This is a genomic window from Methyloglobulus sp. (assembly GCF_040079455.1).
Classification (GTDB): domain Bacteria; phylum Pseudomonadota; class Gammaproteobacteria; order Methylococcales; family Methylomonadaceae; genus Methyloglobulus.
Genome location: NZ_JBEBKJ010000002.1, coordinates 71,395 through 89,045, shown reverse-complemented (window position 1 = coordinate 89,045; position 17,651 = coordinate 71,395). Strand labels below are relative to the sequence as shown.

Genomic DNA, 17,651 nt, shown 5'->3' with positions numbered 1-17,651 from the left:
GTCTTGTGAAGTTTGAATTATTTCTGAATTAAAGCCATGCGCATCAATACATTCAATTGACTTGGCTTAAAACTTTAAAAGGCCGGAGCAATAGATTGGGGTTGTATCGGACAATAACTCGGCATAGCGGGAAAAAATTGATGCCTGTGCTGCGTTTTGTTCGGGACTTGCGCGGTTAACAACAAACCATGCAACGGGCAATGATCAATGCCTGCCACCTGCCAGATTCTTTTCCAATACGGTTCGCCATATATTGAAATCTGCTCCTGAATGCATATCGGACAATAACGCAAATGGTTTCTGACTTTGATCCTGGATGCTGCGATACCAAGCATTAGATGTATAGCCCCTTTCGAGCTTGCTTTCATCCAAGCCCGGCATTTTATTCGCCTGTCTTCCGGCACAAAAGGCGCAAATAACGGAAACAAGGTGTGCTCATATATCAGCGTATCAATATCAAACTTACTGCCGTTGTCACGTTTTGAATCTTGCAAATGGGCTGATATTAATGAAAACCGATTGGGCAAGTCGATAGTGGCTACCACTTTACGGTCGCCATATATGTCATCCAACAATTGCTTTGGGCTAGTGATACCGAAATGCACCCCATAACGGGCAATGGTGCTGTAGATTATTTCATCAGGATAAGGCACCGGAAAATTGATCATATTGTCTAACCTGCATGTTTCATCCAGTTATCTATATCAAATACGACATTGGTTTTTTTCAGCAGTTGGTAAACGCTAGTTTCCTGATCAGATTGTGAATATTGAAAACGGATGTCTTCGGTTTCTAATGTACACCAATCTTTTTGTTTGACCGATATAAGCTTGGGGCGACTAGATTTTACCGGCTTATCCGAAACCGAACTTCGCTCCAATACAAAAGACATCATTTCTAAGATGGTCTTCTCTGGATACTCGCTGATTACCTGCTCAACCAAAGGCCGGATTAAATCAGGGCTACACTCCAAGCCAACTAACATAATATGTAATTTCCGGGCTTGTTCATTTCCCCCATAGTAGTCATCTTGCTTTGGCTCGTTTAACAAAACCTGTTCTATGTCCCGTCTTAAAGCGAGGAGTTTTTGATCCATATCAGGGATGTATAGGTCAGAATATTCCATAATCCGCTCCACATCCCCCGACCTCAAAGCGGCCAGCATCGGATGGACTGGCTTCAGTTCATCATCGTAAACTTGTTTAAGCAGTTTTACCGTGATTCGTTCAGTCCGCGTGACTATGGCCCGTAATTGCGCCAGAACAAATAACTTTACGACAATATCAACCACGCCTTGTGACAGGTCGTACCAAGATTCACGAATTTCATCGTCCAAGTTTTCGTCACGTTTTTGCAGCCATTGGTATTTCCAAAGTTTGTCGGTGAACGCGACCCATTCAGACGGTATTAATTTGCCGGAATTTTTGTCAATTTTGGAAGCCTCATTCTTCATCGGCTCCCAGAGCAATGCCCCGAATCCCGCGCTGCGCCTCGCCGAGCGGAGGTCAATTTCAAATATCCTACGGGCTTTGGGCGTACCGACCAAAACAACGGGAATTCCGATCACGTTCACCAAGGTCACAAAAAAATTCAGCATCGACTCCACCCCGCCGGAGAACTGCTGGCTGAGATGTTGAATCTCATCAATGACTAATACCCCGATGGCATGGGCATTGGCTAACTGGCTCATTATGGCAAGCAGTATAGGTACGCTATGCCGCTTCATCCCATACTTTCTTTCGTAGTCGGTTTTAAGCAATTGGTCAATTGCCCGAAAAAAATACATGCATAGGCTTTTCAAGGAGCCATCGTTGGGGCAATCGACTTTCAGGTAAACGATCTGGGTTAGGTTTAATTTATCGTGATAAATCGCCTGGGGGTAGGTCGCCAATATCCGGGTAAGCGTAGTGCTTTTTCCGCACCCCGAACAGCCAATTAGCGATAGGCTAAGGGCGGTAGATTTTGCATGTTCATACCTAAAAACATCCAGGTCACCCGCCTGTACCCGCTCATATCCATTTTGCATGTGAAGGTTTAATGACCCATCGCTTGGATTCCGACCTACATAACCTTGGCGTATCATGATCGACAGCTTGGACTCCAATTGATAGTGGCTGGCAAAGGGTTGAAAAAAATCATAAAGTACCTGACAGATCAGGTGTGCCCGTATATTGCCATCCTCAAACAAATCCTTGGGGTTGAATTCAATTACACCTTCAAGGCCTTTCTTTAATTCTTTGAGCCCAATAATGGGTGGTAACGCTTCTATGAATGGATTGCCTTGGTATTTTTGAAGCCCTGGATCACGATATACTGCCTTTAAAAAGTTAGCTGGCAAAGTCATTTATGCTCCTTACTCATCAAACAATTCGTCGATAAAGCTGGGAAAAGCCAAATCATCTTCATTATCGGTTGCCCTTAACGGGACGACATTAGTTAAATTAAAGGAGTCCTTCATTATCTCTCCATCTTTATTCGATTTTTGCCGGCTAATACGTTCATCCTTCTTTGCTAGCTTGCGGTTCTGGCGAATGCCTTTTATCCGCTGAGTTTTAGGTATTTCCCGAATGTCGCCCGGCATTTCTCTCTTTGCGTTTTTAATGGTCTCCTGAATGTAACGGTCAAGCTCTCGATGCTTTGCATCAGACACCAGCTTATTTTCTGCAACAGCCCTTTTCTGTTCATCCGTAATTTGCCAAACATCCCAGAACGAACAGCCAATGAACTCCCGGCAGTGTGGAGTCAGCGCGCATAGCCAATATTCGGTGCTGTTTGCATTTGGGAATAGGTAAATACAATCAGCCGACCAGGGATCATAGGCGGCCTGTAAGTTTTGGGGACGTTTAATTTCCTTGGAACGATGCAGCCAGCCTTTTTTCACGATTTCCTGGCAGGTGAAATAGATGCCAAATATACATACGCCTAATTCCGAAAGTGAGGCTTTCGTCCTTGGCAATATTGCCACTTTTACCGCATCGTACGGTGCCGTCCGCAACTTGCCTGTCCGATTTTGGATACCCCAGTTCCACAGCGAAATCGGGGTCATTGGCAGGTCAGTCGGCATATCAGGTTCCCTGTCATATTTTTCCAGGGTATGGAATCGGTTACGGTAAAGGATTGCTGCGAGGATGATTCCGGTAAACTCCTTGATCGTCAGTTGGGCATCGAGCCGGTAATCTTTTCCACCGCGTTTTTTTGCCAGCGACCCAACCACTACACCGGGTGCAAAGGACTTAAACTTTGCCTGCACGGTACCAAAACCGCGTTCGACAACGCCTTTACAATCACCCCGGTGCGGCGGCGCAGTTTCAATACGGACCGAAAATGCGCGTTCGAGCGCTTCAATCTGGTGTCCGAACAACTCGCCACGGTCTGCCATAATGGCATCCGGTATGCCGACTATCGGCCAGTCCTCATAGTCGATCTCGAAACCATACTCTTTGCAATACGCAACCTTGTCGGTCAATGCATTTAACAACGCCAACATGGCCGTGGCATACGACGGATTTTCAAGGCCGACATACAATCCCGCGACCATCCGGCTGAACACGTCTACGACCACATAGACAACAGGCCGCCCGATGATATTACGTCGGTCATTGTCGGAAACCAGGTAAATATCGGCCAGGGTAGCGTCAATTTCAAAGCATGAGCCAGGCCCCAGAAGGTTGGCGTTTACGGTACTTGTCAAAGGCCGGACATCTTTTCGGTATTCGATGCGGGTCGTCTGCCTTTCCAAAATTTCTGGTTTGCCGTACTCACGCCGGTAAAAGTGGCCAAATTGCCAAATGGTCGGCATTTCTGCTTCTGCCACCTGCGGGTAGAAAGTTTCGTACATCCCCTTGAAATGGTTATGTGCGGATTTTAGGCCGTTTTCCTTGTCGGTTAGCAGGTGCTTTTCAATGGCAATACGAAACAACCGTCTTGTTGCTTCATCTACGATTGCGCCTTTGCCTGGCGTATGGACTCTTGGCCTGCCCAGCTTTTTGTCTCTTGCCTGCCGAGTTTTACCTCGCCCGCCAGAGTTTTTGTAGTCGGGCAGCAAGGCGTTGGCGGTTTGCCCCCGTTGCCAATAGCGCATTATCAAACGGTAAAGCGTCTGTTTGGTGGTTGAATGTTCCGCCATGACCTGGGCGATCCTGGCCGAACGGACTTTTGGCAAGAAACAATCGGCATCGCAGATGATAGGTTGGATCAACTGGAGATTTTTTTCGAGTTTTTGCTGCTGTACTGACCCTTTAAGCGGCATTTCATAAATCAGGTTGGCAAAGGGATCAGGCTTTCTGGCCAGCATCCCGTTTTCGACCGCGTTGACCAGAGTTTCAACGGGAATTAGCGATGGGAAGATGCCTGCTTTTGTGACCGGTATCCAGACCACTTCCTCCAGCAAGAGAGCCAGTATCCGATACAGTTCGTTCTCAAATTCAACGACTTCATTGATTTGAAACATGTCTCTTCTCGTTTAATAGCCTGGTATCGACAACTTCGATATCGCTCAGTTTGAGTTTCCTAAACGGAATTGTGATGTCGAATATCAGTATGCGTTGCGCCAGAAGCTGCCTTAATTCCGACAAGCACTGGCCTGGCTCTAGAGCATAAGCGGTATCGATTTTCTGAGAAAACTCCCGTAATGTTAAGTTGCCCTTTGTCAACAGGTGCGGGCTATAAATCGCCAACCGGTCAGCTACTTCGACTTCCGAAAGGACATCACGCCCAGCAGGATAGAGATGTTTGATATTGTCGAAAACATTTTTTGAGATTTCTTGTTCGGTCACGATGTACCAAGGTATGGACTTTTCCCGCCAATAGCGCCGTTCCAGTTCAAGCTTTTCGACGACACGGGGTTCTTGCAAGTCTTTTGCGTATTTGGCTTGGATGGCAAATTTAGGCTGTGATGCGGAATGGGTGTCAACCAGGAAGTCTGTGGTCATGATGTAATCATGGCCTTGTAAGGCGGGATGCTTGATCCCGGCTTCTTTTGCCAAAACTAAGGTATCTTCAAGTTTGAGGGGAAATTGTTCCCTGATGTCGGTGGTTACTTGGTTCCACTCCAAGACCAGGAAAATCGCCAACTCCAGGTCAGAGAGAAGATGGTGTGTCCGGCCTGATGTATGGCCGAATATTCGGTGAGACCTGCCTGTTGATGCGACATCACGGACAGTGAGCCACGGTCGGTAGTCATTTCCATGACCGGCACCCCGGCCTTCCTTGAGCCATTTGGTTTGCTTGAGGTCTAAGTTACCGTGTTTTTTTACCGACATAAAAAAACCACTCAGCTAGTCGCGTTAAAGCAGCTTAGCTCAAGTGGTATCAGTATGCAACTTTATTACTTGGTATGATACTTTATTACTCAGTATGAATCTTTATTACTTAGTATGATACTTTATTACTCTCCGACAACATGTACACTAACAAAAAAGCATCATACTTTTTAAAGTCTAAATAATTGTTTTTATTGTCTATAAAATTATATGTTTTTGCTTAAAGTATCATACTTTTATGACTAGTCTACTTTAATAAGCTAAAATATATTTACAACAAAGTTTCATACTTTATAACCTTCATAATTTATTACATAATAAATACAAATAGATATAAGGAGGAATTTTTAAAAACTAGCATTCTGACTCAACTCATTGTGCAGTGGGCATTCTGATCCAAAACCACCAAGCATTTGCATTTCAAATCGGTTACCTTATCTGAAAACCGTCACTAAAATGTCGGTTAATCTTGAAACGCATGGAGTTTCAACTGGAAATGTTTTCCATTCAGATAGATAAAGCTACTGATTTATCAAGAAGATGGCTGCTCTAATATTTTGATTTTGTTTTTTAACTCGGCCTTTATATATTCACTGATCTCTATAAAACCATCGAGTTTTTTGATCATCTCTTTGAACTGATTGATCTTGTCTGAATTGAGTTTCTTGATATTATCGTCCGTATTTGACGCTGACGCTTCCTCTGCTAACTGAAAAATTACTTTTAATTCCTGATCTTGCATTAATTCTTTAGCGTTGCTGAGCCACAAGCGAGTTTTTTCATCTAATGCGTGGCGGGTAGCTTGCTCTAATGCGAATTTGATCCAAATGCGTGCAGCGTTATCGAGTCCTACAGCAAGATCAGTCCAGTGTTTAACATCATCCGAAAGTTCCGAATCATCCAATTCTCTTTGATTCCAGAATCGATAAAACGAATTTCGGTTTTCCGGATCAAGTGCTTCTAAAGCCCTGAAAATAGGCTCAAAATTTTCAAAAGGACGGTGACCTTTTCTAAATGAAGATCGATTTTGCCATAACGTTAATATGGTTTCAAAACATCGCTGCTGTAATTGCCCTTTCCGCTCTTGCTCGGCATTTTCCAACTTGATTATCAACTCTGCAATGTAATGAGCTAACCATCTGGACAGAGTGTCATTGCCTAGTTCAATTTCTAATTCTTTAACCAGTGCCTTGCCCAATTCGATAACACGTTGTTGTGTCTCTAAGCTCTCCATTTGGTGTGAAGAGATAAACTTTGCAATATGGGGGTGGATATTTGATTTCGTCATCGGGTTCTGATTTGTATGATCCATATTGGTAGTGCCGTTCTATTTGGACTTTTATGATTAAATCTCGTTTTAGGCTGGCGCATAGGTTTTTTAAAAATGCAAAAGAACCTATAAGCCGAGTACCGTGTGGCATTTCTTTGTCTCTACCTTCAGGCGGTTTGTCTCCCCAAATCTCGCTGATCATAACTACTTGATCCGATTCAAGCAAACGCCATTCTCTCTGGTCAACATCAGATCCAAGCTTGAAATGCTCGATTATGGTTTCTCCAGGAATATGGGGTGGATAAGCAATATCCCCGGCAAAAGGATCATATTCATCTAAATATTTTCTGGGCTCACCTTTAAAAATCCAACCTTCCAATATGAATGGAAAATTTTTGATGTCCTCTTCATCAACTTTATATAGAGGAAGATAAAAATCACGCGGATTCGCGCAAGTTGATAAGGCATTTAATAGCGACAATGAGATATCAGGGTTAACTAAAGCACTGGAAACGGAAAAACTTTCCCTGCGACTATCATCAGTATCAGTCCAGTCGCCATAAACATTCAGCAACGGTTCGTTATTCCGTTCTGACAATAATCCATCTAAGAAATCGTCTTGATTGATTTCCCCACGCCAATTTTCAGATTTTGGTTCTCGTAACCAAGCACGTCTTTGTAATGGTGGAGGATCACGTCTATCCGCAAGCCAGCGTTTGTCTTTACGAGTCAAGTCGTGACGTTGTAACCATTCTATCCATTCGTTTTCATACCAATCATGCCGGTCAACTATGGGCATTGCTTTCAGTAATTTAGCCGCAACAGCTAACATAACATGATAGGATAAATAAAAACTATAGTCGTCGGTTTTTGGATAACTGTAATGACTGTACCAAGTTTCACGCTCAAACCGATAGTTCCATAGATTCTGCCTCGGATCACGAATATATTCATCACTAACATTGATTTTCCATTCTTTAAGGATAATTTCTTTCGCTAACTCCTCAACTTGTTGAGTAGAAATTCCAAATACCCTTGCTAGAGATTCAAACCAATAACGATCAAAGTCATAAGAAAAGTGCAGTTTCAACCCTTTGTCAATTTCGCCTCGTTCATGCCAAGGTGATAAAAAGTGTTTATTGTATTCTTCAACGTTTTCGATAGGGAAAGGACTTACACCTACTTGCCTTAACTGCAATATTATTTTTGAACTGTAGGTTGCTGGGAAAGCCCCCTCAATTAACAGCGCTATATCAGCGGCAATTTTTTGAATTAAAGCATGAGGCATACTTTTGAGCGCATAATCGGAAAAAACGTCATGGTGTTTAAGAAATATTTGAGGTGTATCCATTGCAGCACGAGCAATTGCAATCAACAAATACTGTCGGGCATGAAGGTTATAAAAAGGATATTTTTTACTTCCAAATGCTTTAACCTGATCACGCACCATCCAGTCAATCAACGCATCGATCTCATTTTCACAGCCAACTTCTGCCAATCTGCGCGCACAATGTGCAGCCCTCCAACGGATAACAGAACGTGGGGAACCCAAAGCTGACCAAATAAATCCAGTAAATGCTTCGGGGATGGAATCCGGAGGTATCAGCCAATCTGCCCAAACTCCATCTGCAAAATCGCTATCAATGTGATTTTCAAAACGCAGAAGGCCAAAATTTAAAACATCATGTGCTTCTTCCGGTGAAATATAATCAGCTGCAACATTACTAAACCCAAAAAGCGTGGTGGCGCTGGCTAAATCGCCAATACCACCCAAACCTTCCAATACACCTTGGCTTAGCCATTCCTTTGTATTATCTAATGAAGCAACAAACCTACAGAAATGATCAAATCTGTAAGGATTTGAGTACCAAAAGGGAAAACGTTGACCAATGGAATGAATAATTTTCGGCCAAACTTTTTGGACGCTTATTTTGTTATTCCAAGTTTCTGGAAAGTTTTTCAAGCCATATTCAACATCATAGGCATCGGCACTTTCTGTATGAACAATTGCCTCTAAAAATAATTTAGCGTCATTTTCATTAACTGTTGCAACAGCCTTTTCCCAAAAATTATCTATCCATCGGGGAGGAGGTAGTAATTTAAATTTTTCTAACGCCGTACTTAAATCTGTTGTTTTAGTAAGATCGAGACCGGAAAACAACGCATTCCAATCTATAAGAGGTTCGTTATGAGTGTCGTGTAGATGATTAGGCTTATGGTTATCTTCTGTCGTATCGTTGAATCCTGAGTGTTCTAAGCAATCAGCTATCTTTTGTATTTTGGAATTGTTCAGTGAAAACTTGTTTGCCAAGTTCAAAAGGTTTTTCCATTTACCTTCATCAGAGCCTTTTAATCGTAATTCTCTAACCGCTGTATCCAAGATATACTGCCGACGATTTGGTTCAGTTTCACATTCAATGCAAAGCTCAACAAACTCTTGATAACTATATTCCCAAGCAAATGCCGTTAAAGACCATCCGGCAGCGACAGAAACGAGCTTTGACTCGACTGCTTGCCTAGCTAATGTCGGTAGCTGTCGATTAAGCCATCCTACGTCGCGATCACGCCAACGGCTGAGTGCAGCAAAAGCCGACGGGGGATGAAGTTTAAAGCAGGTTTCTATTGCTACTTCCCTATCCCAGTATTTTTCACGATCTACGTTTTCACCGACCAATTCAGCGCAGCGGATAAAACGATAGGCTATTTCCGGTGTTCTGCAACCACCATCGCTACTACGCTTTGCCATAACGACAATGGCATTCCATCGCTCAATTATTTCATCGCCAAATTTAGAAACGACATCAATTGCTTGATCGAAATAAACTTTGGCATCTTCAGGACTTTCAGATAAAACAGCTCTTGCTAGACTGATGTACCAATCAGATAACGTTTCAGGGCCTTCATCAGAACTAGCCAAAATCATATCTCGACATGATTTTTCTAATTTAAACCTAATAGATTTTAGATGAAAATGTCGAAATGCCGCCCTAACAGCATTCAAACGATCATAAGCCAAAAATTTAAGATTTTGGCTAGATAGTTCATCCCCAAAATTAGTTAATGCTAGCTCACACACCTTCGGATTAAATAACAGCAGTTCAAAACGGGCATGAGTTAATTCAAAGGGTAAACGATCATGGCTTTGGTATCTTTGTGCAAGAGCATTTTTTGATTGTAGGTCGGCACTTTGGATCAGCTCCCCTACGTCTTCCTCGTAACCAGCCAGCAATCGAGCACGTACAATGTACCAAGGCAATAACCCACCTACGACTTGCTCAAACCGCTTAATATCTTGTTCTGTGTCATAATTTTTTGGACTCTCCGACCATTTATCCGGCATCAATGAATTAAGATTAACTTCCCAGCCTCCGGAAAGTGCTGCTTTAAGTGCAACAATCCGTATAAACCCGATACGTTCACGAGAATCAGCATGATCGCTATGAATTGAGTAGGTCGAACTGGTTGGAAAATAGTGATTTATAACTCGCTGGATTTTAGACTGACAAAGCTTTGAGGCTGCACAAGCTTCGGCAAACGAAATCATGGCAAAATCCAAGTCTCCGCTACGCCAGTGATTTTTTTCTCGTTTAATGCGTGTACGGCGATGCCCAAGCAATACTAAACTTGGAAATAAGACGGATGATGATGGAAATTTACCAATTTGGATTAGTTCATCAGCAATCGCCAACATTACATAAATATTGCGGCAAGCCAATTGGCTAAGCTCATCAACTGTCGAAAACCTACCTGAATCGATCAGACGAGTCACCAATAATTTTGTGATACGAAATGCCAATTCTGGAGGCCGCCAGCTATTAATAAATTTGACTAAGGCCTCAGTACCAAATAAGTTCAGGTTGGCAAAAGCCATTTCGGCAATTTCGTCATCGTGTAGACGTTCCTCATGAGAGTTTTCTTTATTGTTTTTCCGTTCCCCAAAATACAGTTTTAACCAGTTATCCGCCGACCTTAAGTACCCACGAGCCTCGCCTTTGAAATCTTCAACAGTGGATAGCAGCATGGCCGAATAAATATTTTCCGAACCATCCCATCCGCCACTCAATTGTTGTCGAAACGCCAATTCTTGGACTCGTTGAGATGACTGTAACGGCGCGATCAAGTCCGTATTCTTGCTAAGCAACTCTAGTTGGCGCTTGTCACCAGCCACCTCTTCGCCTGCTCTCAACGACAGCTTGGCTGCATCGGCGTATTTCTTTTGCTTTAATGCGGCTTTGAAAGAAAACTGTAAACGGTAGATACGAACATTACGTTTATCAATCGGGCTTTCTGGTAACAATTCATCGGATAGAGCCAACTTAATTAGTTCGACATACTTTTTGGCCCCTAATAAAAGAGGGGGAAGCACTTCGGCAACATAATTGTATTTAGTTGCCAAAGGTTTAAGTCTATCGATGTACGTTTCGATTTGTTCAGACGAAGCTGAAAATTGTTCTCGAAACCAAGTCTCTGTTGGTTCATCTCTAAATTGGACTGAATTTTCAGAAATCCAAAGTGGCCGCCCTAAATCAGCAACAAAACTCTTGATAGTTGTTTGTTCGACCTGAGCGGCTGAGGCAAGAATTTCCAGTGGGATTAACGGATGTAGGTTTGCAAGACCTAAGCATATTGCATCAATGTGAGTTTGAAATATTTTTGTGTGTTGTTCTTTGAGTTTTTCGATGGCTGTATGCAGTTGTTGAGCAATCTGCTCATCCACTGTTTGTCCTGGGCCTAGGCTTGTTAAAACTGCTGTTAAAGAATGTTTATTTAAATTAATTGCATTCGCCTGTACACGTGGGTTTCCGCCGGTTAGCCTATGAAACTCTAAAACATCATGTTCACTGGCATTAGGATAATAAGAGCGTAGATAATTTTGGGTTTCTGTTTTACTAAACGACAATAATGGAATCTGTATTACCGAATGTTTGGGATCAAGCAAATACAGACGCTCAGATCGGCATGATGCGATTATCCTGCAATTGGCAGGAAGTTCTTCTCGTAATAGATGTTTAACAAAGCAAGAATCACCAAATTCTTCTGCCGCCATTTCTGCGTTATCGGCAGCATCGATAAAAACGGCTATAAATCCATCGTTGCCATTTTGTTCTAACGCTTTGCCCGCCGCGTTCAACCTAAGTAAGAACGACCTGATCAGGGCATCGTCTAACTCTCCCGATCTTGGAATTAGCGCTTCACATAGCCCTAAAACGGCAAGTTCATTGACGATTTGTATTAGACCGTCTCGAAAGCGATGACGAGGTTGGCTCCTGTTGCGATATTTGCCTGCACCAAAACAATCATAAACGATACCTACCGAGCCACTTGGCAATGTGCTAACCAATTGACGACAAACTACTGATTTACCGACACCACCGCTGGCATGAATAATGATTGGTACTGTAGTATTGATGATATGGTCTAATAATTTTTGATATTGCTCCCTTTGTATAGGATTTTCCAATGGTTCAAATTCAGCAGGGGCAGGAAACAAGTCGCGTTGAGAGGTAACTCCAAAACGCAGAAGTATGTCCTCTGGAGTTATTTTCCCTGATGTACCAGGTAGAACTTGTTCTTGAATCAGAGCAATGATGTTATTGATTTCTTTACTATCAACTAAACCGGAAAAAAAAGCTGACATCTCAAAAGTCAGTTTATCTTTTTGTTCAGCAAAATTTCCCTCCTTATCGTCAAGCTGAAACGATGAGCAGAACCTTTTCAAAAATCCACCGGATAGCTGGGTGTATTTTTCTAAAGTGTTTAAAAATTTCTTTTCAGATTGTTTACCTAGGGCAATCGCGAGAATTCCTTTTTTGAATGCATCATCTATTTTTCGATTAGTGATAACTGAAAATGTGATTATCCCGATCTGCTCAGATTTTTTCTCTTCATGCTCAATGAAGCGTTTGGCAAATCCTTCTATCGTATTTTTTAAGTCGCTTAATTGAAAAGGTTGATCGACTCTTTTGGTTGAATGTTTCAACTGAAAATAAGCTATATCCTCTCTATTTCCATCCGCAGATTCTGAATATTCGGTGACATCCATGACATATTCACCAGCGAGCGAAGGGTCGCCTGAGCCTTCAATCACGAGATACTTGATCTTGGAATTTGGATTAATCATTTTCAAGCAACGTCGTGTCGCCCAACGATAATGAAACACATCTCCGGCTCTTGATGTCCGGACTAAATCAACTTCCATCAGTTGAATTCGCCCTTTTCAGAATGGAACAATTGTGAATACTCCACCGGCTAAAGCCGGTGGCTTCGGGTTACGGCTTAAAGCCGGATTTTATCGACCCAATGGGTCGATTACAGCACCGTCACGGTTGATTGACCCAGCATAGATCGTCATTTCTTGGCTGCGCGCTATCTCCCGCAACAGTTTACGGCAACACAGGCCAATGTCCCCAACCAACACGGCATAACGGTATTTCGCCACCCATACCAAGTGGTGTTTGCAGTCCCAAATCGTATGGCTCCTGCGCTTGTAATCTTTCATGCCTCCATTTTAGACCTACCACCTTATCCCTGTCGCCTAAAGGCGAGGGATTTGCTGATCCCCTATCGGGGACTTTAAATTAGCCACAAATTTTATTCGGCTTTGAATATCCGATTTCAGTTTAATTTTTAAAGTTATGGGAAAGGCTTTGAACTATTACACGTTGGTGGCGAAGTGGTAAACAAAAAATTGCTCATCTTTTTGCCAACCTTGTGATTCGTACAAGGCCTGAGCGGGCTCATTAGCAATTGCCGTTGATAGCGTTAGGCGAATAGCTCCACGTTGTTTGGCATATTCAACCGCTTTTTGAAGCAATGTGCTGGCTAATCCCAGCCGTCTTGCCGATGGCGTTACGAATAAATCATTCAATATGAACGTCCTTGCCATAGAAACTGACGAAAAACTGGGGTACAGCTGAGCAAATCCTGCTGGCTTTTGCTCCATCAGCGCAACAAACACAGTAGATTCGCCATTATTGAACCGATCCAGCAAAAATTGACGTGCAGTTGGTACATCACTGGTACGACCATAGAACTGCCTGTAGCCGTCAAAAAGACAGGTTAGGGCATCAAGATCAGAAACAGTGGCTTGGCGAATAGCTATCGTGTTCATGCTAAATCACAAATATTTTTGATGAAAGCCTCCCACGTTTCATTGGGATTCCAAATTTCACGCATTGGCAAGGATGCCTCTTCCTCGCTCTCGGAAAGAATGAGCTTGCGATACAGATAGATAAAAGCAGACACCCGCATGTTTTTGGCACAGTGCACCCAAATGTTATGCCCCTCGAAAGCCTTAAGCGTTCCGACGAATTGGGTAAATTGTTCAGGCTTAGGGTTTTCCCATTCTACCGGAATTTGTATATAGACCAGACCTTGCTGAGTGACCAACTCAGCTTCTCCCGGTAAGGAAGGGGATGAGGTAGGCAAGGCAAGATTGATTACCACGTCAATACCCAACGCCGGTAAGCCGAGAATGTCTCGCTCCGATAATTGCCCAGAAGTCCAAAGCCAATCAAATACTTGATAAGTGTTTTCAGCATCTATAGATTCTAAATTTTTCAATTGAAATTCCCTATTTGTGAGTAATCGACACTCAAATTGAACTTGAAGGTTTTACCCCTGCTTTAACCAATTCAGCCATTGTTAACCCGTCACTTTGTCCACTTTCACTCAGCCCTTGTATCACGCTAGCCTGGTTTTTATCCGGTTGGTTTTGGCTGACCTTCCACTTGCCATCGAGTCGCGTAATCACAATTTCAACACCGACTATCGCTTCGATCAGCTTTTCGGTAAAGTCATGCGGCGCATCTGAAACTGCCCACGGCTCAGGAAAAGCCGCTTCGTTATGGTTGGTGAGCGCTTCAAGTTGGTGACGAACCCAAGCGGCATCATCAATGATGCGAAGGGAGCCGTAAGCATGGACAACCGTGTAATTCCAGGTCGGCACAACCTTTCCCGCCTCCTGCTTGGTCGCATACCAAGACGGGCTGATGTAAGCATCTGGGCCGTGGAATATCGCCAACACCTCGCTTTCAGAGTTCAAGTCGTTCAAGATTGGGTTGGCGCGGGCGACATGGCCTTGTAACGTACCGAACGGCGCGGGTTGCGCTGAAAGATGCAATGGAATATGGTTTGAGTTAATGCCCGTTGACGACAGCGTAACCAAAGTAGCCAACGGACGACTACGAATCAGTTCGTGCAGGGCTTCTATATTCGGCTGTTCAAAATGGGTCGGAGTATACATAGATGCATTTCATTGTTAAGAGATCGTTAACCAACAATCCCTGGATAAGGTTGAAGTCTTGTCATGGAGAGCACGGTTACGTTTTATCCTTCACTTCAAGACCAGGAACAACATAATCCCACGGTTGACGGCTTGCATACCAAAAAACTTTCTGGGGCTTAAACAAACTGGGGTTTTCCAATGTTGCGGCATGAAAAAACAACAACCCTGGATAACCGGATGACTTTTTCAAAATGGGATTTCCGCAAGTAGGGCAAAAACCGCTGCTGACGGTATTACCATTATCTGAAACCATTTCGTAAAACTTAAGCTCACCAGATATGTTGGCCTTTTGACTCGGCATAACAAACTCAGCCGAATGGCCTGTGCCGGTAATTCTTTGGCATTGCCTGCATTGGCATATAAATGATAGCTGCGGATCGCTTGTTAATTCGTAGTTAATTGCACCACAGTGGCAATTGCCTTTAATCGGATTCATCACTATTTCCCCATTTAGACGGAAATTTCCGCCTCCATAAACGTAACCGCACAGCCTGAAAGCAGCACACGGTTGTCTTTAATTTCACAAGTAATACTGCCGCCCCGTTTGGAAAGTTGTTTGGCGGTCAGGATGTCCTTACCCAATTTTTTCGCCCAATAAGGCGCAAGCATGCAATGGGCAGAGCCAGTAACAGGGTCTTCAGGGATGCCGTACTTAGGGGCAAAGAAACGGCTGACAAAATCAACCTCCAATCCGGGTGCAGTGATGATAACACCCCGCAAATCCAATTGACTTAGCAGTGTTTGGTTAGGCGTGATAGCACGAATTATTTCTTCATTGCCGAATACTGCCATGTAATCGTCTGCGGCAAACACTTCAATAGGTTGGTGGCCAAGGGCTTGAATCAGGTTTTCCGGTATCTGGCAAGGTGAAGGCGGACAGGCCGGAAAATCCATTTCCAATAATCGCCCCTTTTTTTCTACCATTAAATCGCCGCTACGTGATTCAAAAGTAATGACGTGTTTCGGGTAACCCAGAATCTCGAAGATCACATGAGCCGTAGCTAGGGTTGCGTGACCACAAAGGTCAACTTCTTTTATTGGCGTAAACCAGCGTAGCTTGAAACCTGTTTCCGAGGGCACAAAAAAAGCAGTCTCAGATAAATTATTTTCCTCTGCGATGGCTTGCAGCAAATCATCATCCAGCCAGTTTTTCAGGGGACATACCGCCGCCGGGTTTCCCTCGAACACGCGGTTTGCAAAGGCATCTATTTGGTACTGTCTGATTTTCATATTGATTCCGTTAGTACGCGAACGAAACCGACCAAATCATTTTTACTATTCATCAAGCCAATACAAATCTGAGAAACCGCTACGCATTGCTTGGTTTCTGACGAAGTACGGTCTTTCGTCCACCACTCTTGCTGATAGAACGGATGATGTTGCTTTTTGTGCTTTTCAATTAAGTGATATATGACATCCATGCAGCGTCCGACACTGGAAGTGCGAAGTAGTTTGTTAAGTTTGATCTTGATGGGTCCGATTTTTTTCAATTTCCCGCCATTCAGCCTTTAATTGTTCTATCGGCTTAGGAACTATTTCTGCCAATATTTCAAATGATTCAATTCTATCGGTTCGAAAATGCCTAAAGGCATTTCGGCGTTCGCACCAAGCCGCCACTACGCGAACCGTTTCAAAATAACCAATAATAAAAGGCCAAATCACCCGTTCGCTACGATTTCCACCAACACTATAGACAATGGCGATCTTTTTCTGATCCCGCATTGCAGTGCGAAAATCTGACATGTTGATGGTATCCGCCACGGCTTCTGTTGTCGTGGGAATCACCACCGGAGATTTTAGCAAAACATACCGCATATGTTCGGGTATGACTGCATTGATCTTATCAATTAATGTGCTTGCACTTTTGGCAAGCGATTTATCCCCGCTACGGGCGACCCATTGCGTACCCAATAAAGCCGCTTCCAATTCTTCAGGCGTTAACATAAGTGGCGGCATTTCAAAACCGTCCTTTAGCAGGTAACCTATTCCGACTTCGCCCAAAATAGGCACATTCTGCATTTGTAGTTCTGCAATGTCCCTATAGATGGTTCTGACCGACACTTCTAGTTTTTCTGACAGCTCTTTAGCTTTTACAGGTTTTTTTGCAGCGCGTAAAACCTGAATAATACTAAACAGCCTATTCATTGAAAGCGCCTGTTATTTTTACGATTGCGGAAGTGATTTTTGGAACCCTTTTAACGCCGCTATATTTTCATACCATCGCACGATATTCGGTGTTGTGGGCATTTCGTTTGCCAAGCCTAATTGGAACATATTGGATGCGAGGGCTAAATCGGCAATGGTTGGTTTGTCACCTGCCAAGAATTGTAGGCCCTCAAGATGATTTTCCATAATAGAAAGTTGCGCCTGTATTTTTCCGGCAGCCTCATCAGCAGCGTTTAAGTCGCCGTTTTTTCCCATAAAAACCCTATTGAGAACGATTAATCTCACCAGCGGAAAAAGCTGGCATTGCGCCCAGTCTAACCACTGCTCAACCTTGGCCAAAGCATCTAAGCTTCTAGGATACCAGTCGAATAATTCATGTTTGATACACAAGTATCTAAGTATGGCATTAGATTCATGAATTTTTACATTACCATCAATCAGTGTTGGCACTTGGTGATTCGGATTGATACCCAGGTAACTTTCTGACATATGTTCGCCCTTTAGCAAATCAATGATATGGCTTTCATACTCAATGCCGACTTCTTCCAGCAATGAAATCACGCGGCGGCTATGTTGCGAATAGGGATGGCTATAAATTTGATACATTGAAAATCTCCCAATCTGGTTTAAAAGTGGCCAAGTACAATAACAACTCGACTCTTCATGT

At 43.3% G+C, this 17,651-nt stretch carries 15 protein-coding genes; all 15 read right to left on the bottom strand.

The features are described from left to right. Positions 1-74: 74 nt before the first annotated feature. On the bottom strand, positions 75-668 hold the full coding sequence (locus ABL924_RS01185) for a TniQ family protein (protein ID WP_349025237.1): 594 nt from the start codon (positions 666-668) through the stop codon (positions 75-77). A gap of 5 nt (positions 669-673) precedes the next feature. Continuing rightward, positions 674-2,344, bottom strand: a complete 1,671-nt coding sequence (locus ABL924_RS01180) for an AAA family ATPase (RefSeq protein ID WP_349025236.1) — start codon at positions 2,342-2,344, stop codon at positions 674-676. A gap of 9 nt (positions 2,345-2,353) precedes the next feature. Next, positions 2,354-4,450, bottom strand: a complete 2,097-nt coding sequence (locus ABL924_RS01175; RefSeq protein WP_349025235.1) for a transposase — start codon at positions 4,448-4,450, stop codon at positions 2,354-2,356. Next, positions 4,434-5,261 (bottom strand): TnsA endonuclease N-terminal domain-containing protein, encoded by an 828-nt coding sequence (locus ABL924_RS01170; RefSeq protein ID WP_349025234.1) that lies wholly within the window; start codon positions 5,259-5,261, stop codon positions 4,434-4,436. Before ABL924_RS01170 ends, ABL924_RS01175 begins: the two co-directional genes overlap by 17 nt. 532 nt (positions 5,262-5,793) lie before the next feature. After that, complete coding sequence (locus ABL924_RS01165; RefSeq protein WP_349025233.1) at positions 5,794-6,459, bottom strand: hypothetical protein; 666 nt, start codon at positions 6,457-6,459, stop codon at positions 5,794-5,796. Beyond that, a complete protein-coding gene (locus ABL924_RS01160) occupies positions 6,440-12,574 on the bottom strand; it encodes a hypothetical protein (protein WP_349025232.1) in 6,135 nt (2,044 codons plus the stop codon). The genes ABL924_RS01165 and ABL924_RS01160 overlap by 20 nt, the downstream gene beginning before the upstream one ends. A gap of 246 nt (positions 12,575-12,820) precedes the next feature. Beyond that, entirely contained in the window at positions 12,821-13,030 is a 210-nt protein-coding gene (locus tag ABL924_RS01155; RefSeq protein ID WP_349025231.1) for a transposase, read from the bottom strand. A 156-nt stretch (positions 13,031-13,186) separates the two neighbouring features. Then, positions 13,187-13,642 (bottom strand): GNAT family N-acetyltransferase, encoded by a 456-nt coding sequence (locus ABL924_RS01150; protein WP_349025230.1) that lies wholly within the window; start codon positions 13,640-13,642, stop codon positions 13,187-13,189. Beyond that, complete coding sequence (locus ABL924_RS01145; protein ID WP_349025229.1) at positions 13,639-14,094, bottom strand: protein tyrosine phosphatase family protein; 456 nt, start codon at positions 14,092-14,094, stop codon at positions 13,639-13,641. Before ABL924_RS01145 ends, ABL924_RS01150 begins: the two co-directional genes overlap by 4 nt. Positions 14,095-14,125: 31 nt before the next feature. Beyond that, positions 14,126-14,776: an FMN-binding negative transcriptional regulator gene (locus ABL924_RS01140; protein WP_349025228.1), complete on the bottom strand. Its 651-nt coding sequence runs from the start codon at positions 14,774-14,776 to the stop codon at positions 14,126-14,128. A gap of 76 nt (positions 14,777-14,852) precedes the next feature. After that, positions 14,853-15,254 (bottom strand): GFA family protein, encoded by a 402-nt coding sequence (locus ABL924_RS01135; protein ID WP_349025227.1) that lies wholly within the window; start codon positions 15,252-15,254, stop codon positions 14,853-14,855. 14 nt (positions 15,255-15,268) lie between these two features. Further along, positions 15,269-16,048, bottom strand: coding sequence for a PhzF family phenazine biosynthesis protein (locus ABL924_RS01130; RefSeq protein ID WP_349025226.1), 780 nt, complete (start codon positions 16,046-16,048; stop codon positions 15,269-15,271). Continuing rightward, entirely contained in the window at positions 16,045-16,308 is a 264-nt protein-coding gene (locus ABL924_RS01125) for a hypothetical protein (RefSeq protein ID WP_349025225.1), read from the bottom strand. Before ABL924_RS01125 ends, ABL924_RS01130 begins: the two co-directional genes overlap by 4 nt. After that, entirely contained in the window at positions 16,274-16,963 is a 690-nt protein-coding gene (locus ABL924_RS01120; protein ID WP_349025224.1) for a YafY family protein, read from the bottom strand. The genes ABL924_RS01125 and ABL924_RS01120 overlap by 35 nt, the downstream gene beginning before the upstream one ends. 18 nt (positions 16,964-16,981) lie before the next feature. Next, positions 16,982-17,590: a glutathione S-transferase family protein gene (locus ABL924_RS01115; RefSeq protein ID WP_349025223.1), complete on the bottom strand. Its 609-nt coding sequence runs from the start codon at positions 17,588-17,590 to the stop codon at positions 16,982-16,984. Positions 17,591-17,651 lie beyond the last annotated feature (61 nt).